We start from the raw sequence: 20,430 nt of genomic DNA on the forward strand, positions 1-20,430 counted from the left end.
AGATGACATTCAAGCCAACAACTGCGATTGCTGCCCTGCTGCTGGCAGTCCCAACTCTGGCGATCGCCGAAGCGGATGAGGATACGCTGATCGTCAATGATGAGCTGGAAATGGTAACCAAAGCCGCTGCGCCAGCCCACTTGGCCGATGACCTTGATGAGGTGATCTCGGGCTGGCATTTCCGCTCGGATGAGACGCAGGCGCTGCAGATGGACGATTTTGACAACCCGGGCCTACTGGGGGTTGAACTGGCCATCGACGCCTGGGAAACCGTTGAAGGCACCGCCGAAAAATCCTGTGCATCCTGCCACGGCGACGTGGAAGAAAGCATGGCCGGCGTGCGCGCGGTTTATCCCAAGTGGAACGAAGCGGCCGGCGAAGTGCGGACCTTGGAAATGCAAGTCAACGATTGCCGCGAAAACCAGATGGGCGCCGAGAAGCTGGGTTACACCAGCGGTGCACTGACCAACATGGTCGCGCTGATTTCCTTGCAGTCGCGTGGCATGCCTGTGAACGTGGCCATTGATGGTCCGGCACAGGCCATGTGGGAGCAGGGCAAAGAGCTCTACTATACCCGCACCGGTCAGCTGGAACTGTCCTGCGCCAACTGCCATGAGCAGAACTACGGCAACATGATCCGCGCGGATCACCTGAGCCAGGGCCAGATCAACGGGTTCCCCGTCTACCGTCTGAAAAACGCCAAGCTGAACTCGGTTCATGCGCGTTTCAAAGGCTGTGTGCGTGACACCCGCGCCGAGACTTACAAGCCCGGCAGCGCCGATTTTGTTGCGCTGGAACTTTATGTCGCCAGCCGTGGCAACGGCCTGTCGGTCGAAGCACCTTCGGTGCGTAACTAAAACCACTCTGACTGGGGCGGCAATGATCGCCCCGGTTCCTCCTCCATCCCACTCAATAAGATCGCCGGTCGCGTCGCACTTTGGCTGACATCAGTAGTCTTTGGCTGCCGGCTGATCGTTTAACTCGTTTCGGAGCAACACGGATATGATTTCGCGTCGTGATTTCCTGCAGGTCTCAATGGCCGCCACTGCAATGCTGGGCGGATCCGCCTATGGCAGCTGGGGCCGTTTGGCAGCACAGCAGAAGCTGACCCAAGACCAGCTGCTGGAGTTTGATACGTTCGGGAATGTGTCGCTGATCCATATCACCGACATTCACGCACAGCTGAAACCGATCTATTTCCGCGAACCGTCGATCAACCTGGGCGTTGGCCCGGCGCTGGGTCAGGTGCCCCATGTCACCGGCGCAGATTTCCGCAAGATGTACGGGATCGAGGACGGCTCGGCCTCGGCCTATGCGCTGACCTATGATGATTTCACCTCGCTGGCGCGGGGATACGGCAAGGTGGGCGGCATGGATCGTGTCGCCACGGTGATCAACGCGATCCGGGCCGATCGTCCCGATGCGCTGCTGCTGGATGGTGGCGACACTTGGCATGGATCCTACACCTGCCACCACACCCAAGGCCAGGATGTGGTCAACGTGATGAACGCGCTGAAACCGGATGCGATGACCTTCCATTGGGAGTTTACGCTGGGCTCAGACCGGGTGCAGGAAATTGTGGACGGCCTGCCGTTTGCGGCCCTTGGCGCCAATATCTTTGACGCGGAATGGGATGAGCCGTCGGAGAACTTTGAGGCCTACAAGATGTTTGAACGGGGTGGGGCCAAGATCGCTGTGATCGGTCAGGCCTTCCCCTATATGCCCATCGCCAACCCGCGCTGGATGTTCCCTGAATATTCGTTCGGGATCCGGGATGAACGGATGCAGGAAGTGGTGGAAGAAGCCCGCGCCGAAGGTGCGGAGCTGGTGGTTCTGCTCAGCCACAATGGGTTCGACGTGGATAAGAAAATGGCCAGCCGTGTCAAAGGCATCGACGTGATCCTGTCGGGCCACACCCATGACGCCGTGCCGGAACCGGTGCTGGTGGGGGAGACGATCATCGTCGCCTCAGGCTCGAACGGTAAGTTTGTCAGCCGGGTGGATCTGGATGTGCGGGAGGGCCGGATGATGGGCTTCCGCCACAAGCTGATCCCAATCCTGTCGGATGTGATTGAGCCCGACAAAGAGGTTGCCGCCGTGATTGACGCGCAGCGCGCGCCCTACAAGGACCAGCTGGAAGAGGTCATCGGCCGCACCGATGACGATAGCCTGCTCTACCGTCGTGGGAATTTCAACGGCACCTGGGATGACCTGATCTGTGACGCGCTTCTGTCGGAGCGTGAGGCGGACATTGCCATGTCGCCCGGTGTGCGCTGGGGGCCGTCGATCCTGCCCGGTCAGGACATCACCCGCGAAGACATCTGGAATGTCACCTCGATGAGCTATGGCGAAGCCTACCGTACGGAAATTACCGGTGAGTTCATCCATGTCGTGCTGGAGGATGTGGCCGACAACCTGTTCAACGTGGATCCCTACTACCAGCAGGGTGGGGACATGGTGCGCGTCGGTGGCCTTGGCTACAAGATCGACATCACCAAACCGCAGGGCAGCCGGATCAGCGATATGACCTTGCTGAAAACTGGCGAAGCGATCGATCCCGCAAAGAATTATGTGGTCGCCGGCTGGGCCTCGGTCAACGAAGGCACCGAGGGGCCACAGATCATGGATGTGGTGGAAAATCACATCAAAAAGCTGGGCACCGTGAATGTCACCCCGCGTGACAACGTTAAGGTTGTTGGCGCCTAAGTCTTGTCTCTTCTTCATGCGGGTAACCGTGTGAAGAAGGATAAAAAACAATGGGTTGCGGGATGTAACAAAGTGCCCGTTTCGCACCCAGCCTCTTGAATTAGTTGGCAGCAAATACCCTGTCTGGGGTTCACTTTTTCCAACTAATTCATTAAAATGAATTTGATTATAAGTGCCGGAGGCAGAATCAAAATGTCGAATGAACAGAAGGGCCTGACGCCCTCGCGACGGGCCTTCCTGAAAGGCGCCGCGGCGGTCGGTGGCAGCATGGCCGGGGGCGGCGCAGCCCTCGCATCCAGCCCCGATCCCCTGATCGTTGAAAAGCAACCCTGGGCGCAGGGCACCGGTGATGGTGTCGATGCATCGCCCTATGGTCTGCCGATCCAATACGAAGGCGACGTGGTGCGCCGGAACGTGGAATGGCTGACCGCGGATACCATCAGCTCGATCAACTTCACCCCGATCCACGCGCTGGACGGCACGATCACCCCGCAGGGCTGCGCGTTTGAACGCCACCACTCGGGCGCGATCGACATGCGCAAAGAAGATTTCCGGCTTATGATCAACGGCTTGGTCGATACGCCGCTGGTCTTCTCGTACGCGGATCTGGAACGGTTCCCGCGTGAAAACCGCACCTTCTTCCTGGAATGCGCGGCCAACACCGGAATGGAATGGGCAGGCGCCCAGCTGAACGGCGCACAGTTCACCCACGGCATGATCCACAATATGGAATATTCCGGCGTGTCGCTGCGCAGCCTGCTGGAAGAGGCTGGCATTAAACCTGAGGGCAAATGGGTCTATGTTGAGGGCGCGGATGCGTCGTCAAACGGGCGTTCCATACCGCTGGAAAAGGCGCTGGATGACTGCATGATCGCCTTCAAAGCCAATGGCGAAGCACTGCGCAAAGAACATGGCTATCCCGCGCGTCTGGTTGTGCCCGGTTGGGAAGGCAACATGTGGGTCAAATGGATCCGCCGCATTGAGGTGACGGATCAACCCATTGAAAGTCGCGAGGAAACCTCAAAATACACTGACACGCTGGAAGATGGCACCAGCCGCAAGTGGACCTGGGTGATGGATGCAAAATCCGTTGTCACCTCGCCCTCGCCGCAGTCCCCGATCAAACATGGTCATGGCCCGCTGGTCATCACCGGTCTGGCTTGGTCAGGTCGCGGCGCGATCACCCGCGTGGATGTCTCCAAGGACGGTGGCAAGACCTGGGAAACCGCCCGTCTGGCCAATCCCGGTCAACCGATGGCGCTGACACGTTTCTATCTGGACACCACTTGGACCGGCGAAGAAATGCTGCTGCAGAGCCGCGCGATGGATGAGACCGGCTATGTCCAGCCGACCAAAGCCATGCTGCGCGAAAGCCGCGGCGAAAACTCGATTTACCACAACAACTGCATTCAGACCTGGTGGATCAAATCCAATGGGGAAGGTGAAAATGTCGAAGTATCGTAACCTTTTGCTCTGTGTTGCTGCGGCTTCGGTCGTGGCCGGTCCGGCACTGGCGGGCAAGTTCGGCCTGGGCCGCGCTGCCCTGCCGGAAGAGATTGCTGCCTGGGATCTGGACATCGCACCGGATGGCACCGGCCTGCCTGCGGGAAGCGGATCGGTGCTTGATGGCGAAGAAACCTTTGCCGAATTCTGTGCATCCTGCCACGGGGATTTTGCTGAAGGCGTTGATAACTGGCCAAAACTGGCTGGTGGCGCAGACACGTTGGCAGACAAGGATCCGCTGAAGACCGTTGGCTCCTACTGGCCGTATCTGTCGACCTCATTTGATTACATCCGCCGTTCCATGCCCTTTGGCAATGCGCAGAGCCTTACGGATGATCAGGTCTATGAAATCACCGCCTACATCCTTTATTCCAACGATCTGGTGGATGAGGATTTTGTGCTGAGCAACGAAAACTTCATGGAGGTTGAACTGCCCAACGCGCAGGGCTTCATCCTGGATGATCGTGACACGGCTGAGGCGCATTTCTGGACGGAACCCTGCATGCAAAACTGCAAGGATGTGGTGGAAATCACCATGCGTGCCGCCGTGCTGGACGTGACGCCTGAGGACGAAACCGCCAAGGCCGAGGCACCGGCTGTGGTCGAAGCCGCCGCAACGCCTGAGCCGGCACCTGAACCAGAGCCCGCGCCAGAACCCGTTGCCGAGGTCGCCGCGCTGGATGAAGCGTTGGTGAAGAAAGGTGCGAAGGTCTTTAAGAAGTGTAAAGCCTGCCACCAGGTCGGGGATAAGGCCAAGAACAAGACCGGCCCGATCCTTAACGGTATCATCGGCGCGCCCATCGGCCAGGTGGAGGGGTTCAAATACTCCAAAGCGATGAAGGCCCTGGGCGAAGAGGGGCAGGTTTGGGATGACGAAAACCTCACCGCCTTCCTGACCAAGCCCAAGAAGTTCCTGAAGAAAACCAAGATGAGCTTTGCCGGGTTGAAAAAGGAAGCCGACATCGCCGCGGTGACGGAATACCTGAAAAGCGTTGGTAATTAAGCGATGCGCGCCCTTGCCATCATATCATTCTGGGCGGCCCTTGCAGGGGCCGCCCTTTCTGATGAAGCAGCCACAGCCATTGGTGATGCCGACCGTGGCGCCAAGATCTTCAAGAAGTGTCAGGCGTGTCATCAGGTGGGTGAGGGCGCCAAACACCGGGTTGGCCCGCATCTGAACGGCATCTTCTTTCGGCCCGCTGCCAGCTTTGCTGGGTTTAAGTACTCCAAAGGTATGCGCCGCGCTGCCGACGGTGGGCTGGTGTGGGATCTGGACGGGCTTGAGGCGTTTTTGGCCAATCCCCGCAAAGCCGTGCCCGGCACCAAGATGAGCTTTGCTGGTTTGAAAAAGCCAAAGGACCGCGCGGATCTACTGGCCTACCTGCGGCAGTTCTCAGACAATCCGGCGGATATTCCCGAAGCGGCACCAACCGCCCGCAAGGTTGAGATTGATCTGCCCCCTGAGGTGCTGGCGCTGGTGGGGGATCCCGATTACGGCGAATATCTGTCGACCGAGTGCACCACCTGCCATCAGACCGATGGCGATTATGACGGCATTCCCGCCATCATCGGCTGGCCGACCGAAGATTTTGTCATTGCCATGCATGCCTACAAACAGAAACAGCGCGACCATCCGGTGATGCAAATGATGGCCGGTCGCCTGTCTGATGAAGAGATTGCCGCGCTGGCCGCCTATTTCGCAGGGCTGGAGTGACCAGCACGCCGTCAATGGCGGGTAAGTCATTGAGCAAACACACAAAACCTGAGGAGGTTTGACCTCAAAGACCCAAAAGGCCCCAATAAGACATTGATTTATTTAGGGAGGAAGAGACATGAAACTGAACAGACGGAGCTTTATCGGCACCACTTCACTGGCTGCGGCCAGTCTGGCAGCCCCAGCCGTGCTGGGTGCGGGCAAGCCGCGGGTCGTTGTAATCGGCGGCGGGGCAGGCGGCGCGACCGCGGCGCGCTACATTGCCAAAGGGGCCAAGGGCGCGATTGATGTGACGCTGGTGGAACCCAGCCGCAGTTACTACACCTGCTTCTTCTCAAACCTCTATATCGGTGGCTTCCGGCAGCTTTCCTCCATCGCGCACAGCTATGGCACGCTGGCCTCTGCCTACGGGATCAATGTGGTGCATGATTGGGCCGTTGGCATAGACCGTGACGCGCGGCAGGTGACCCTGGCTGGTGGGGCGGTGCTGCCCTATGACCGGCTGATCCTGTCGCCGGGGATCGATTTTGTAGACGGGGCGGTGCCGGGTTGGGATGTCTCCGCCCAAAACAAGATGCCACATGCTTATAAGGCCGGGTCACAGACGGAACTGCTGAAGGCGCAGATCGAGGCCATGCCAGAGGGCGGCACCTTTGCCATGGTCGCCCCGCCCAACCCCTACCGTTGCCCGCCGGGACCCTATGAGCGGATCTCGATGGTGGCGCATCTGCTGAAACAGACCAACCCAACCGCCAAGATCATTGTCGCCGACCCAAAGCCGAAGTTTTCCAAAATGGGCCTGTTTCAGGAAGGCTGGGCCAACCACTACGCGGGCATGGTTGATTGGATCGGCGCCGATTTCGGCGGTGGCAATGTTGAGGTGAACGCCGACGAGATGACGGTCACCATTGATGGCGAAGTCACCAAGGTGGATGCCTGCAACGTGATCCCTGCGATGAAGGCGGGCCGGATCTGTGAAATGGCCGGCATCACCGAGGGCAACTGGGCACCGGTCTCAGGGCACACCATGCAAAGCCGACTGGATGAAAACATCCATGTGCTGGGTGATGCAACCAATCAGGGGGACATGCCGAAATCTGGTTTCTCGGCCAATTCGCAGGCCAAGGTGGCAGCGATGGCGGTGCGCGGTGCATTGACTGGTTCCAAGGTTTTCCCGGCGAAATTCTCCAACACCTGTTGGTCGCTTATTGCCACGGATGATGGTGTCAAAGTAGGTGCCACCTATGAGGCAACGGATGAGAAAATCGCCAAGGTGGATGGGTTCATTTCGCAAACCGGCGAAGACGCGGATCTGCGCAAAGCCACCTATGAAGAATCCATTGGCTGGTATGCCGGGATCACCTCGGACATGTTTGGCTAAAGGTCAGAATATTGCGACCAAACGGGGCGTTTTGCGCCCCGTTTTGCGTTTTGGCGCTGTCGTGGCACAGTGTCCTTCAGGGAGGATGCGATGATTACACGACGTAAACTGATGACAGGCGTGGCCGGAACCCTGGTAACCGGGGCATTGATGCCGGTGTCTCTCAGGGCCGCTGGCGGCGCGGATGGGCTGGAACTGGGGGACGATGGCCTGCACAAGCAGCCGTGGTTCATGGACAGTTTTCTGGAATTGGGTGACGATCTGCAGACCGCTGCGGACAGTGGGCGTGGCCTGATGGTTTTGTGGGAACAACGCGGTTGCCCCTATTGCCGGGAGCTGCATGCGGTGAATTTCGCCCGACCCGAAATCAGCGATTACATCCAGGAGCATTTCGATGTGGTGCAGCTGGATATGTTCGGATCCCGTGAGGTGTTGGATTTTGACGGCGAGGCGCTGGAAGAACGTGCGCTGGCGGGCAAGTGGTTTGTGAACTTCACGCCGACCACGCAGCTGTTTCACCGCGACAATGCCGGGGCCACCGGTCTGTCAGCGGCGGAAAGCTTCCGCATGCCGGGGTATCTGAAACCTTTCCACTATCTCAGCTCGCTGGAGTTTGTGGCGGAAGGCCATTATGAGACCCAGCGCTTCCAGCGTTACCTGCAGGACAAGTTTGCCAAACTGCGCGAACAGGGGATCGATCCGGACGTCTGGTAGCGGTCAGGCCCAGGATTTCCGATGCGCGTTCGGGGAAGAACCGTATTTTTCCCGGAACACCCGCGCCATATGGCTGGAGGAGCGGAAGCCGGTGGCGGCCGCGATTTCCGTGACGGTCAGGTCGGTTTCATTCAGCATGCCATAGGCCCGCGACAGTCTCAGGTCGTTGTAATAGGAAATCGGACTCTGGTTCAGGTAGCGTTTGAACAGCCGTTCCACCTGACGGCGTGAAACGCCAAGCTTTTCGGCGATGTCATCCATCGACAGCGGCTCTTCGATTTCCTGTTCCATGATCTGGATAGCCGCCAGCAGGTTGCGGTTGCGGCAGCCGATTGCGGCCGAGTTGGCGGAGCGTTGCGGCGCCCGCTGCGCGCCTGAGCGCATGTGGATACACATATCCGCCACCATGATCGCCAGCTCAGAACCGTGCCGCTGTTCAATCAAAGTCAGGATCATATCCAGTGCGGAGTTGCCGCCGCCGCAGGTCATGATACGGCCGTCCACCTCATAGAGGTTGGGCGAGGGCTGCAGGTCCGGAAATTCCTCAATCAGGCCGGGCTGATTTTCCCAATGCATTGTAAAGCGGCGGTTTTTCAGGATGCCGGCCCGCGCCAGTGCAAAGGCGCCGGAACAGATGCTGCCCAAACGGCGGCCAAAGCGATCTTCGCGGCGCAGCCAGTTCAGCGTGCCATCTGTGACCGTATCCTGCGGCTCAACCCCAGAACAGACAAACCCATAGGAATTGGCCGGCAGTGGTTCCAGCGCCATATCGGGGGTCACCGTCATGCCGTTCGAGCAGGTGATCGGGCGGCCATCCTCACTCATCGTGTACCAGCGATAGAGCTGCCGTTTGGTCAGCTGATTGGCAATCCGCAGGGGTTCAATGGCAGCCGCGACGGCCAGCATTGTGGCTTTGGGGACCAGCAGGAAATAGAAATCTTCTGGCGGGCCTTCAAATTCCATTGGGAAATTGGCCGAAGCTGCACGCTGGATGAATCGATCTTGCTGCATGTCTCCCCCTTTGGTGCCGAGCTGGAATGGTACCATAATTTGTGTCGCTCTGCGACCTCGGGTAACGGGATCGCGACAGCTTGGTGTCGCAAAATATCAGTCTTCCGTGGGGCGCCAATACGCAATGCGTCACATTTGCGTAAAATGGCGACAAATTTTAGTGAGGCTAAGCGGGTAATATGGTCGCATATGTCGCAAATATGCTCATATCCGCCTGTCAGAAGATGGCGCAGATGCTGGCACGGAACTTGAAACCTCTTTTGCGGTTAACGGGTTGTCGCCGCCAGTGCCGCCTTTGTCGTTGTTGACGCCAAGGGTTATGGGATTGGTGGCGCACCCCATTAATTCGGAGGGGTCCCCTTGCAGGCCAGAGGGGGCAAGACTAAGACTCAATTAGCACCTTGCTGATAAGTGTGCTTCTGACAGTAACAGGCAGGCGACTATGAACGATCCGATTGATACTTACATGAATACCCTGGTGCCTATGGTGGTTGAGCAGACCAGCCGTGGGGAGCGGGCTTATGATATTTTCTCGCGCCTGCTGAAAGAGCGCATCATTTTCCTCAACGGTCCGGTGCATGACGGCATGTCCTCGCTGATCGTTGCCCAGCTGCTGCACCTGGAGGCGGAGAACCCGTCGAAAGAAATCTCGATGTACATCAACTCACCCGGTGGCGTTGTGACCTCGGGTCTGTCGATCTACGACACCATGCAGTACATCAAACCAAAGGTTTCGACCCTGGTGATTGGTCAGGCGGCCTCGATGGGTTCGCTTCTGCTGACCGCGGGTGAGGCCGGCATGCGCTTCTCGCTGCCGAACTCCCGCGTGATGGTGCACCAGCCCTCGGGTGGTTATCAGGGGCAGGCGACGGATATCATGATCCACGCGCAGGAAACCCAGAAACTGAAAACCCGTCTGAACGAAATTTACGTCAAACACACCGGCCGCACCTATGAAGAGGTTGAGGCCGGTCTGGAGCGCGACAACTTCATGTCGCCGGAAGAGGCCAAGGAATGGGGCCTGATTGACGAGATTGTCACCAACCGCGCCAAAACCGGCGACGACGGCGACAGCTAAACCTAAGACACACGGGCGTTAACGCGCCCGTGTGACGTTTTTGCATTGTGGCTGCCTGAGGGCTGTCTTAAGCTATCTCTCCAAGGGATGCAGGACAGCCAGACGGCAGCATCTGAGTAACCTGAGACTTCAGGCCTGAAAGGGACGAAATGGCGACGAATACCGGTGGCGACAGCAAGAACACGCTTTACTGCTCCTTCTGCGGCAAGAGCCAGCATGAGGTGCGCAAGCTGATTGCCGGCCCAACCGTCTTCATCTGTGATGAATGCGTTGAGCTGTGCATGGATATCATCCGGGAAGAGACCAAGAGCGCGGGCCTGAAATCCTCGGAAGGGGTGCCAACCCCGATGGATATCTGCAACGTTCTGGACGATTACGTGATCGGTCAGGCGATGGCGAAGCGGGTGCTGTCGGTGGCGGTTCACAACCACTACAAACGTCTGAACCACGCACAGAAGTCGGGCGATATCGAACTGTCGAAATCGAACATTCTGCTGATAGGCCCAACCGGTTGCGGTAAAACGCTGCTGGCCCAGACCCTTGCGCGTATTCTGGATGTGCCCTTCACCATGGCAGATGCCACCACGCTGACCGAAGCGGGTTACGTGGGTGAAGATGTTGAAAACATCATTCTGAAGCTGTTGCAGGCCTCGGAATATAATGTGGAACGCGCGCAGCGTGGCATCGTCTACATCGACGAAGTAGATAAAATCACCCGCAAGTCGGAAAACCCATCGATCACCCGCGATGTTTCGGGTGAGGGCGTGCAGCAGGCACTGCTGAAGCTGATGGAAGGGACCGTGGCTTCGGTTCCGCCGCAGGGTGGCCGTAAGCATCCGCAGCAGGAATTCCTGCAGGTCGACACCACGAACATCCTGTTTATCTGTGGTGGTGCGTTTGCCGGTCTGGACAAGATCATTGGCCAGCGTGGCAAAGGTTCGGCCATGGGCTTTGGCGCGGACGTGCGGGAAAACGACGAACGCGGTGTGGGTGAGGTCTTCAAGGATCTGGAACCCGAAGATCTGCTGAAATTCGGCCTGATCCCGGAATTTGTCGGCCGTCTGCCGGTTCTGGCAACGCTGGAAGATCTGGATCAAGACGCGCTGGTCACCATTCTGACCCAGCCGAAAAACGCCCTGGTCAAGCAGTACCAGCGTCTGTTCGAACTGGAAGAGGTTGAACTGTCGTTCACCGATGACGCGCTGTCGGCCATCGCCAAACGCGCGATTGAGCGTAAAACCGGTGCCCGTGGCCTGCGGTCGATCCTCGAAGATATCCTGCTGGACACCATGTTTGACCTGCCGGGTCAGGACAGCGTGACTGAGGTTGTTGTGAACGAAGAGGCCGTGACCTCGGACGCGCAGCCGCTGATGATCCACGGTGAGAAAAAAGAAGAAGCCAGCGCCAGCTGATCTGAGCTATCGCTTTACCAAAGCCCGCCCCGGCCTGTTCCGGTGGCGGGCTTTTGCTTGTCTGGGCCTTTGGCGGTGGCTTGATGCGTTTGATGGGGCCGGAAAACACCTGCTGCAGGCCCCCCGCCACTGGACCTTGAGGGGTATATGGTCCATATCTTCCGGTAACTTATTGCGGAGAGACTCAATGGGCATCCTGAACACCCTGCTGCGCGCCGTCACCTGGTGGGACGGTCAGACCCTCAACACCCAGCTTTACACCGCCCGCAAAGGCGTGAAAGTGGGTGAGGATGATCAGGGCAATGTGTTCTACACCTCCAAGGACGGCAAACGTCGCTGGGTTATTTACAATGGTGAGGTTGAGGCCAGCCGCATCAGCCCTGACTGGCATGGCTGGTTGCATCACACCTTTGATGAGCTGCCGACCGACAAGCCGCTGGTCCATAAGGACTGGGAAAAGCCGCATCTGGAAAACCTCACCGGCACCGCGATGGCCTATGCCCCCGCCGGATCGATCCGTCGCTCTGAGCCGTCTGAGCGGCGCGACTATGAGGCATGGTCGCCCGAATAAGGCGCAAGCGCAGGCGTAAGGGGGCACCGATGTCCACCAATCCCACCGAAGTTGCTGTAGGCGCAGCGGTCTTGGCCGCCGCTGTGGGCTTTGTCCTTTATGCGGGGCAGGTCACCGGGTTTACCGTACAGTCTGACGGCTATCCGCTCAGCGCGTCGTTCCGTTCACTGGAAGGGATCAGCGTTGGTTCTGACGTGCGCTTGGCCGGGGTTAAGATCGGCACCGTGACCGATATCGACCTGAACCCTCAGACCTTCCGCGCTGACACTGAATTTCTGCTGAAAGACGAGATCGATATCCCTGACGACAGTGCCGTTGTGATCAGCTCCGAGGGGCTGCTGGGCGGCAACTTTGTGGAGATTGTTCCGGGCGGATCCCCCTTCAACTTTGAGCCGGGTTCCGAGATCGAAGACACCCAAGGCTCCGTCTCGTTGATTTCGCTGTTGATGAAGTTTGTGTCCGGAGGCGACGAATGATCCGCACCGCTGCAGTCTTTTCTTTGCTTCTGGCGTTGCCATCCGTCGCCGAAGAGGTCAGCCCGGGCACCGGCGCCGTCCTGCGCGGGCTGGACAAGGTGAACGGCGAAACCACGGATATGGAGATCCCAAATGGCGGTGAGGCCGTATTAGGCGATCTGCGGGTGTCTCTGGGGGAATGCCGCTATCCGGTGGGCAACCCGTCTGGGGACGCTTATGCCTTTGTGACCATTCAGGGCATTGGCAAAGACGCCCCGATGTTCCGGGGTTGGATGATGGCCTCAGCCCCAGCGCTGAACGCGCTGGATCATGCGCGTTATGACGTCTGGCCGTTGCGCTGCAACACGCCTGCGGCTGAGTGATCGACACCCTCAACGTTGAAAAATGCCCCTTCGCGTAAGGCCTCCCGCAGCAGCGCCTGATAGGCCTTGCGAGGGATTTCCACCGCCCCAAGTGAGGCAAGGTGTGGCGTGATGAACTGAGTGTCAAACAGGGTGAAACCGGTCTGCACCAAATGATCCACCAGATAGGCCAGCGCTATCTTTGAAGCATCGCGGCGGTAGCTGAACATGCTCTCGCCAAAAAAGGCGCGGCCCAGCGTGACACCGTAAACGCCCCCCGCCAGTTCACCCTCCATCCAGACCTCCAGCGAATGGGCGCGGTCCATCGCGTTCAGCGACATGTAAAGCGCATGGATGGTGGGGTTGATCCAGGTTTCATCGCGATCCGCGCAGCCGTTCAGCACGGCCTCAAAATCGCCGTTGATCCGGATCTCATAATCCTCTTTGCGCAGACGTCGGGCCAGCGATCTGGAGATGTGGAAGCCGTCGAGGGGGAAAATCCCACGGTGGCGCGGATCAACCCAGAACACCTCGGGGTCATCGCGACTCTCAGCCATGGGGAAAATGCCCTGGGCATAGCCCGAAAGCAGGATCTGAGGGGTGAGCGTGAACTCGTCTTTCAAACGCCTATCCTCTGGAAAAACGCCCCATGATCCGAAACGGGGCCGCAGGATTGCCTGCGGCCCCGGCGGGGCCTTAGCCCATGTTTGCGTCCAACCACTTTTCCAGCCAGTGGATGTTGTAGTTGCCGGTGTGGATGTCATCTTCCTGCAGCAGCGCTGTGAACAGCGGCAGCGTGGTGTCGACGCCGTCCACGATCAATTCACCCAGCGCACGGTCCAGACGAGCCAGCGCCTCGGCACGGTCGCGGCCGTGCACGATCAGCTTGCCGATCAGGCTGTCGTAATAGGGTGGGATCGAATAGCCGTCATAAAGCGCCGAATCCATCCGCACACCCAGACCGCCAGGGGCGTGGAACTGGGTGATCTTGCCGGGGCAGGGGGCGAAGTTCGGCAGCTTTTCTGCGTTGATCCGCACCTCGATCGAGTGGCCGTTGATTTCCAGATCTTCCTGGCTGAAGGACATGGGCATGCCTTCGGCCACACGGATCTGTTCACGTACCAGATCGACACCAAAGATGCTCTCGGTGACCGGGTGTTCCACCTGCAGACGGGTGTTCATCTCAATGAAGTAGAACTCACCGTTTTCATAAAGGAACTCAATGGTGCCGGCGCCGATGTAGTTGATCTTGGCAACCGCATCCGCACAGACCTTACCGATCGCTGCGCGTTCTTCAGGGGTGATGCAGGGGCCGGGGGCCTCTTCAAACACCTTCTGGTGACGACGCTGCAGCGAGCAATCGCGCTCACCCAGGTGAACCGCTTTGCCTTTGCCATCGCCAAAGACCTGGATCTCAATGTGGCGCGGTGTGGTGAGGTATTTCTCGATATAGACCTCATCGTTGCCGAAGGCGGCTTTGCCTTCTGCACGTGCGGTCCTAAACGCCTCTTCCATGTCAGCGGCGGTTTGCGCCACTTTCATGCCACGGCCACCACCGCCAGCGGTTGCCTTGATGATGACGGGATAGCCGATTTCCTCACCGATACGCTTGGCTGCGGCCAGATCAGGCACGCCACCGTCAGAACCTGGAACGCAAGGCACGCCCAGATCTTTCATGGTGTCTTTGGCGGTGATCTTGTCGCCCATGACGCGGATGTGTTCCGCGGTCGGGCCGATAAAGGTCAGCCCGTGATCCTCAACGATCTGTACGAAATTCGCATTCTCAGAGAGGAAGCCGTAGCCCGGGTGGATCGCCTGCGCGCCTGTGACTTCACAGGCGGCAATGATGGCCGGGATCGACAGGTAGCTTTCGGTGCCGGAAGGCGGGCCGATGCAGACGGATTCATCCGCCATGCGCACGTGCATGGCATCGGCGTCCGCGGTCGAGTGGACCGCTACCGATTTGATGCCCATCTCGCGGCAGGCGCGGATCACGCGCAGCGCGATCTCCCCCCGGTTCGCAATCAGGATTTTATCGAACATGGCGCGGCCTTACTCGATGATGACCAGAGGGGCGCCGAACTCAACGGCACCGCCGTCTTCGACCAGAATACGCTTCACGGTGCCCGATTTCGGGGCCGGGATCTGGTTCATGGTTTTCATCGCTTCGATGATCAGCAGGGTCTGGCCTTCGCTGACCTGGCTGCCAACGCTGACAAAGGACGGGGCGCCGGGCTCTGCCTGCAGGTAAACGGTGCCAACCATGGGCGAGGTCACTGCGCCGGGATGGCTGGCGGGATCCTCAGCGGCGGCTGGGGCCGCGGCGGGTGCGGCAGCCGGGGCGGCTGCGGCGGGGGCGGCGGCAGGTGCGGCAGCAACAGGGGCTGCGGCGACCGGGGCTGCGACCTGAATAGCGGTCTGGCTGGCGCGGCTCACGCGAACGTTGAGGCTGTCGTTGTCACCATATTCACGCATCACTTCCAGCTCAGTCAGATCGTTGTCTGCCAGCAGCTCTGCCAGAGCCTGAATAAATTCGACGTCGGAGTCGTGTTTCTTATTAGTCATCATTCCCTCGACCGGTTTGTGGTGGGCGCATGTACGGATCCGCCCTATCCCCATCTGGAGGGCTTATACGCCATCCTTGACGAAGCGGAAAGCGCCCATCTGGGGGGCAAAATGGGGTTTCGTGCAGAAAATTTCGAGGGGAATTGTCAAAAAAGCATCGCAGAACGCGCTTTGGCCCTTCTGTTGCTGGGCCGGGGCAGCAGAATCAAAGCGGCATGCCGGCAAGTTTTGCGACCAGTTCCGCCAACTTGCGGGCCTGAAATTTTTCCAAAAGACGCGCGCGATAGACCTCAACCGTGCGATAAGAGAGGTCCAGTTCCAGACCGATCTCTTTGCTGGTCAGGCCACGGCAGGTCAGGATCGCCACCTCGCGCTCGCGCTGGGTCAGCTCTACAATCGGGCGTTCATCTGACAGATCGGTCACCGACCAGATGCCGCGCTGAAACGGGTCTTCGGGGGTGAGTGAGACACCGCGCACCCGGCACCAGAACATTTCGCCCGACCGGCGGATCATCACCCGCTCGTCGGAATAGCGGCCGGTTTCGGACATTGCGGCCAATCCACGTGCGCCGATATTTTCGTAGTCTTCGGGGCTGACGTAAAACTCGGCAAAGGGCACATCGGTGAAACTCTCGACGCTGCCGCCAAAGGTTTCGGCAAACTGGCGGTTGCAGCCCCGGATCACGCGGTTTTCCAGCATACACAGGCCAACAGGGGCAAATTCAAAGCCCAGTTCCGCGATATCCATAATGCCCCTCTCCCCTCGATTGCGCGTATTTCTACCAATTGATCGCAGAAATGACAGCTGCATTCTTTGGTGCAAGCATAGGAGGGATGCAAAATGGTTTACATCGTTGGCTGGGGGCACACCAAATTTGGCCGCCTGAGCGATCAGAGTTTGGAACAGTTGATCGTGGATGCCGGGCGTGAGGCGCTGGCGGATGCGGGGATCCCGGCGGCTGAGGTGGACGGCATGTGGCTTGGCCATTTCAACGCGGGCATGGTGGATGATGGCTTTGCCTCCTCGCTGATGATGTCAATCGATCCCGACCTGCGGTTCAAACCGGCGGTCCGGGTGGAAAACGCCTGTGCCACAGGATCTGCCGCAATTCACGCCGCGCGTCAGGCGATCCTGGCGGGTGAGTGCAAGGTGGCGCTGGTTGTTGGGGCTGAGATGATGACCCATCTGCCCGGGCCTGAGGTGACGCAGGCGCTGGGGCGTGCGGCCTATCAGCGGACCGAGGCGGGGATTTCCTTCCCCGGTGTTTTTGCCGAATTTGCCAAAGCCTATTTCGCTGAATATGGCGACCAATCCATGGCATTGGCCCAGATCGCCGCCAAGAACCACGGCAACTCGGTGAATAATCCGCTGGCACAGTTGCAGAAACCTTTGGATCTGGAGTTTTGCGCCACCGAAAGTGACCGCAATCCGATGATCGCGGCCCCGTTGAAAAAGACTGATTGCTCGCTGGTGTCAGATGGTGCCGCTGCAGTGGTTTTGGTGGCGGAGGATCTGTTGGGGGATGTGCAAAAGGCGGTCAAGATCCGCTCGGTTGCGCATGTGAATGACCTGTTGCCGATGGCGGGCCGTGATCTGGTGGGCTTTGAAGGGCCCAGCCGGGCGATGGCGTTGGCCTATGAGCGGGCGGGCATCACCGTCAACGATTTGGATGTCGCTGAGGTGCATGACTGTTTCACCATTGCCGAGTTGCTGATCTATGAGGCGATGGGCCTCGCGCCGCGCGGGCAGGGGGCGAACCTGCTGCGCGACGGTGTGGTGCAGGCCGGGGGACGCCTGCCGGTGAACCTGTCAGGCGGGTTGAAGGCCAAAGGCCACCCAATTGGCGCGACGGGCGTGTCGATGCACACGATGGTCGCGCGTCAGGTGACAGGGCAGGCGGACGGCATGCAGCATCCCGGTGCCAATATGGGGCTGGTGTTCAACATGGGCGGCGCCGCGGTGGCGGCCCATGTCTCCATCCTTGAGGTGGCCAAAACCTAAACAGAACTCTTTTGAGGCGCTTAATGCGCCTCGAAGTCCTTGTTTTCCATCGCCGGCAGGGTGAAATCTTCAGTGTGGACGATCACATCCTCACCGCGGGTGAGGATGATGCCATAGGCGCCCGGCTCCGGTACGGAATGGCCAAAGCCCTCTTGCCCCAACAGCATCGGCATCTGATGGCAGGTGCTTTTGAACACGGTCATGGACTGGCCGGCGACCGTGGCGGTGATGGTGCGGTGGATATGCCCGGCAAAGAGGTGGCGCACATTGTACTCTGCGGTCAGTGCCAGCAGTTCCGGCGCATTGGTCAGGCCGATGCCGTCCATCCCGTTGAAACCGGTGTCAAACGGCGGGTGATGCAGGAACACCAGGCAGGGCTTGCCGTCAGCCCCGTCCAGCGCCGCCTTCAGCCAGTTCAATCGCGCCGGGCAGAGGACACCGGAATGCAGCACCTCAGCTTCGGTGTCCAAAGTGTCCAGCGTGATCAGGCGCACATCGGGCAGATCGATCACCGCTTGCACAAAACCCTCTTCGGTCACCGGTGCGTCGGGGAAACTGGCGCGGAACGGTTCGCGCAGATCGTGATTGCCCATCAGCATGGTGACCGGCCAAGGCAGATCTGCCAGCAGAGGTTTCAGAACTGCATATTGTGCAGGCGTGCCCTCGTTGGTCAGATCGCCGGTCAAAACCAGATGATCAGCATCGGGATGCATCTTGGCGGCATGGGCCAGTCCTTCGGCCAAACGCTCCGCCGGGCTGAGATCGATGATGGTTTCAGGCGGCACCACGAGGTGCAGATCGGTCATAACCAGAATTTTCGACATCAGGTCAGGCTTTCTCTTTAAATCTGTTTGCCCCCAGATTTGGCGGATTCGCCGGTGCAGGGGTGTCTTGTTGCGACCCACTTGTCATAGAAACGTGTCGGGTTTGTCACAAACGGCAAATCGGCGAAAACAAAAAAGGCCCGGCACTGACAGCCGGGCCTTGTTGGTCTGTTCCGAGGATACGCTTAGCGGTTCATGCGGTTTTCGATCAGATCGTCCACCACAGATGGATCCGCCAGGGTCGAGGTGTCGCCAAGCGCGCCGAAATCATCCTCGGCGATCTTGCGCAGGATGCGGCGCATGATCTTGCCCGAACGGGTTTTCGGCAGGCCCGGCGCCCATTGGATCAGATCAGGGGCTGCGATCGGCCCGATCTCAGTCCGGACCCAGGTGCGCAGCTCCTTGCGCAGCTCTTCGCTGGGCTCTTCGCCGTTCATCAGCGTGACATAGCAGTAAATGCCTTGCCCCTTGATGTCATGCGGGTAGCCCACCACTGCGGCCTCGGCCACTTTGGCATGGGCCACCAGGGCACTTTCGACCTCAGCCGTGCCCATCCGGTGGCCGGAGACGTTGATCACATCGTCCACACGGCCGGTGATCCAGTAGTCGCCATCCGCGTCACGGCGGCAACCGTCGCCTGAGAAGTAGTAGCCTTTGTAGTCAGCAAAATAGGTCTTCTCAAACCGCTCATGATCGCCCCAGACCGAGCGCATCTGACCAGGCCAGCTGTCTTTGATCGCCAGCACACCTTCGGCGGCGGTCTCAGCGATCTCCTCGCCCGTGGTGGCTTCCAGCAGAACCGGCTGCACGCCGAAGAACGGTTTGGTGGCCGAACCCGGTTTCAGCGCAGTTGCGCCCGGCAGCGGCGTCAGCATGTGACCGCCGGTTTCGGTCTGCCACCAGGTGTCAACGATCGGGCGGCTGCCTTTGCCGACAACCTCATTGTACCAGTTCCAGGCTTCGGGGTTGATCGGTTCACCCACGGTGCCCAAGAGTTTCAGGTCGCTGAGGTCGTATTTTTCAACAAACTCATTGCCCTGACCCATCAGCGCACGAATGGCGGTGGGGGCAGTGTAGAACTGGTTGACCTTGTGTTTCTCACAGACGGCCCAGAACCGGCCCGCATCCGGGTAGGTGGGGACACCTTCGAACATCACCGTGGTGCCGCCATTGGCCAGCGGGCCATAGACGATATAGCTGTGGCCGGTGACCCAGCCGACGTCTGCGGTACACCAGTACACGTCACCTTCGTGATAATCGAAGGTGTATTGATGGGTCATCGCGGCATAGACCAGATAGCCGCCGGAGGAATGCACAACCCCCTTGGGTTTCCCGGTGGAGCCCGAGGTGTAGAGGATGAACAGCGGATCTTCGGCGTTCATCGGGCGCGGCGGGCAGTCAGGGCTGGCGGTTTCCATCAGCGCCTTGACGTCGACATCGCGGCCATCAATCCAGGTGGTCTGATCGCCGGTGTGTTTCACCACCAGGCAACGCACCTTGTCCGAGCAATGCAGCAGCGCCTGATCCGCGTTGGATTTCAGCGCAGTACGGCGGCCCCCACGCGGTGCGGTGTCGGCGGTGATCAGCAGCTTTGCTTCAGAATCGTTGATCCGGTTGGCCAGCGCATCGGGGCTGAAGCCTGCAAAGACGATCGAATGGATGGCACCGATCCGGGCACAGGCCAGCATGGCATAGGCCGCTTCGGGGATCATCGGCAGGTAGATCACCACGCGGTCGCCCCGCATCACACCCTGGCTCAGCAGGACGTTGGCGAAACGGTTCACCTTCTCCGACAGCTCATTATAGGTGATGTGCAGCGCTTCGGCATCCGGCTCATCCGGTTCCCAGATGATCGCGGTTTGCTCCCCGCGGGTGGCGAGGTGACGGTCAATACAGTTGGCCGAGACGTTCAACACACCATCTTCGAACCATTTGATGCTGACTTCGCCCAGTTTGAAGTTGGTGTCTTTGACCTTGGTGAAAGGTTCAATCCAGTCAATCCGCTTGCCATGTTCGGCCCAGAAGGCCTCAGGATCTTTGACCGAAGCGTCATACATGTCCTGATATTTGGCGGCGTCGATATGGGCTTTGGCGGCAAAGTCCTCTGGAACCGGATAAACGGCGTCCGTCAT

At 59.1% G+C, this 20,430-nt stretch carries 20 protein-coding genes; 13 read left to right on the forward strand and 7 right to left on the reverse strand.

Going from position 1 to position 20,430, the window contains the following annotated elements; translation table 11 throughout:
• Positions 1–2: 2 nt before the first annotated feature.
• The 7 genes from soxA (at position 3) to ACORLH_RS07245 (ending at position 8,018) form a co-directional block, all read left to right on the forward strand.
• Positions 3–857, forward strand: coding sequence for a sulfur oxidation c-type cytochrome SoxA (gene soxA / locus ACORLH_RS07215; RefSeq protein ID WP_321831980.1), 855 nt, complete (start codon positions 3–5; stop codon positions 855–857).
• 145 nt (positions 858–1,002) lie between these two features.
• Positions 1,003–2,706 (forward strand): thiosulfohydrolase SoxB, encoded by a 1,704-nt coding sequence (gene soxB / locus ACORLH_RS07220; RefSeq protein ID WP_321831981.1) that lies wholly within the window; start codon positions 1,003–1,005, stop codon positions 2,704–2,706.
• A 192-nt stretch (positions 2,707–2,898) separates the two neighbouring features.
• Positions 2,899–4,170, forward strand: a complete 1,272-nt coding sequence (soxC, locus tag ACORLH_RS07225; RefSeq protein ID WP_321831982.1) for a sulfite dehydrogenase — start codon at positions 2,899–2,901, stop codon at positions 4,168–4,170.
• Complete coding sequence (locus ACORLH_RS07230; protein ID WP_321831983.1) at positions 4,154–5,212, forward strand: c-type cytochrome; 1,059 nt, start codon at positions 4,154–4,156, stop codon at positions 5,210–5,212. The genes soxC and ACORLH_RS07230 overlap by 17 nt, the downstream gene beginning before the upstream one ends.
• A 3-nt stretch (positions 5,213–5,215) precedes the next feature.
• Positions 5,216–5,923, forward strand: coding sequence for a c-type cytochrome (locus ACORLH_RS07235; RefSeq protein WP_321831984.1), 708 nt, complete (start codon positions 5,216–5,218; stop codon positions 5,921–5,923).
• A gap of 118 nt (positions 5,924–6,041) precedes the next feature.
• Positions 6,042–7,304: an NAD(P)/FAD-dependent oxidoreductase gene (locus tag ACORLH_RS07240; protein ID WP_058244273.1), complete on the forward strand. Its 1,263-nt coding sequence runs from the start codon at positions 6,042–6,044 to the stop codon at positions 7,302–7,304.
• Between the two features lie 90 nt (positions 7,305–7,394).
• Positions 7,395–8,018 (forward strand): thioredoxin family protein, encoded by a 624-nt coding sequence (locus ACORLH_RS07245; protein ID WP_321831986.1) that lies wholly within the window; start codon positions 7,395–7,397, stop codon positions 8,016–8,018.
• Between the two features lie 3 nt (positions 8,019–8,021).
• On the opposite strand, the gene ACORLH_RS07250 is transcribed toward ACORLH_RS07245, so the two are convergent.
• Positions 8,022–9,029 (reverse strand): GlxA family transcriptional regulator, encoded by a 1,008-nt coding sequence (locus ACORLH_RS07250; RefSeq protein ID WP_321831987.1) that lies wholly within the window; start codon positions 9,027–9,029, stop codon positions 8,022–8,024.
• A gap of 442 nt (positions 9,030–9,471) precedes the next feature.
• On the opposite strand from ACORLH_RS07250, the gene ACORLH_RS07255 reads away from it, so the two are divergent.
• From ACORLH_RS07255 to ACORLH_RS07275, 5 genes are all read left to right on the forward strand, one after another.
• Complete coding sequence (locus tag ACORLH_RS07255) at positions 9,472–10,107, forward strand: ATP-dependent Clp protease proteolytic subunit (protein ID WP_058244271.1); 636 nt, start codon at positions 9,472–9,474, stop codon at positions 10,105–10,107.
• A 149-nt stretch (positions 10,108–10,256) separates the two neighbouring features.
• Entirely contained in the window at positions 10,257–11,519 is a 1,263-nt protein-coding gene (gene clpX / locus ACORLH_RS07260) for an ATP-dependent Clp protease ATP-binding subunit ClpX (protein ID WP_321831990.1), read from the forward strand.
• A gap of 187 nt (positions 11,520–11,706) precedes the next feature.
• Positions 11,707–12,090, forward strand: a complete 384-nt coding sequence (locus ACORLH_RS07265) for an NADH:ubiquinone oxidoreductase subunit NDUFA12 (protein WP_058244269.1) — start codon at positions 11,707–11,709, stop codon at positions 12,088–12,090.
• A 29-nt stretch (positions 12,091–12,119) separates the two neighbouring features.
• On the forward strand, positions 12,120–12,566 hold the full coding sequence (gene mlaD, locus ACORLH_RS07270; RefSeq protein ID WP_321831992.1) for an outer membrane lipid asymmetry maintenance protein MlaD: 447 nt from the start codon (positions 12,120–12,122) through the stop codon (positions 12,564–12,566).
• Positions 12,563–12,928, forward strand: coding sequence for a DUF2155 domain-containing protein (locus tag ACORLH_RS07275; RefSeq protein ID WP_321831993.1), 366 nt, complete (start codon positions 12,563–12,565; stop codon positions 12,926–12,928). The genes mlaD and ACORLH_RS07275 overlap by 4 nt, the downstream gene beginning before the upstream one ends.
• On the opposite strand, the gene aat is transcribed toward ACORLH_RS07275, so the two are convergent.
• The 4 genes from aat to ACORLH_RS07295 all read right to left on the reverse strand — a co-directional run bounded on the left by aat (position 12,883) and on the right by ACORLH_RS07295 (position 16,220).
• Positions 12,883–13,530 carry a leucyl/phenylalanyl-tRNA--protein transferase gene (aat, locus tag ACORLH_RS07280; protein ID WP_321831994.1) on the reverse strand — a complete coding sequence of 216 codons (648 nt, stop codon included), beginning with the start codon at positions 13,528–13,530 and terminating at the stop codon, positions 12,883–12,885. The two genes, ACORLH_RS07275 and aat, sit on opposite strands and share 46 nt — an antisense overlap.
• Before the next feature lie 73 nt (positions 13,531–13,603).
• Positions 13,604–14,950: an acetyl-CoA carboxylase biotin carboxylase subunit gene (gene accC, locus ACORLH_RS07285; RefSeq protein ID WP_321831995.1), complete on the reverse strand. Its 1,347-nt coding sequence runs from the start codon at positions 14,948–14,950 to the stop codon at positions 13,604–13,606.
• Positions 14,951–14,959: 9 nt separating this feature from the next.
• Positions 14,960–15,472 carry an acetyl-CoA carboxylase biotin carboxyl carrier protein gene (gene accB / locus ACORLH_RS07290; protein ID WP_058244342.1) on the reverse strand — a complete coding sequence of 171 codons (513 nt, stop codon included), beginning with the start codon at positions 15,470–15,472 and terminating at the stop codon, positions 14,960–14,962.
• A 205-nt stretch (positions 15,473–15,677) separates the two neighbouring features.
• Positions 15,678–16,220 (reverse strand): LuxR C-terminal-related transcriptional regulator, encoded by a 543-nt coding sequence (locus ACORLH_RS07295; protein ID WP_420719810.1) that lies wholly within the window; start codon positions 16,218–16,220, stop codon positions 15,678–15,680.
• A gap of 93 nt (positions 16,221–16,313) precedes the next feature.
• Here ACORLH_RS07295 and ACORLH_RS07300 point away from each other — a divergent pair, with 93 nt between their 5' ends.
• Complete coding sequence (locus ACORLH_RS07300) at positions 16,314–17,474, forward strand: acetyl-CoA acetyltransferase (protein ID WP_321831996.1); 1,161 nt, start codon at positions 16,314–16,316, stop codon at positions 17,472–17,474.
• A gap of 20 nt (positions 17,475–17,494) precedes the next feature.
• Here ACORLH_RS07300 and ACORLH_RS07305 read toward each other — a convergent pair whose 3' ends face one another.
• Together ACORLH_RS07305 and acs are read right to left on the reverse strand one after the other, a co-directional pair.
• A complete protein-coding gene (locus ACORLH_RS07305; RefSeq protein ID WP_321831997.1) occupies positions 17,495–18,298 on the reverse strand; it encodes a phosphodiesterase in 804 nt (267 codons plus the stop codon).
• A gap of 185 nt (positions 18,299–18,483) precedes the next feature.
• On the reverse strand, positions 18,484–20,430 hold the full coding sequence (gene acs / locus ACORLH_RS07310) for an acetate--CoA ligase (RefSeq protein ID WP_321831998.1): 1,947 nt from the start codon (positions 20,428–20,430) through the stop codon (positions 18,484–18,486).

The organism is Thalassovita sp. (assembly GCF_963691685.1).
Lineage (GTDB): Bacteria > Pseudomonadota > Alphaproteobacteria > Rhodobacterales > Rhodobacteraceae > Thalassobius.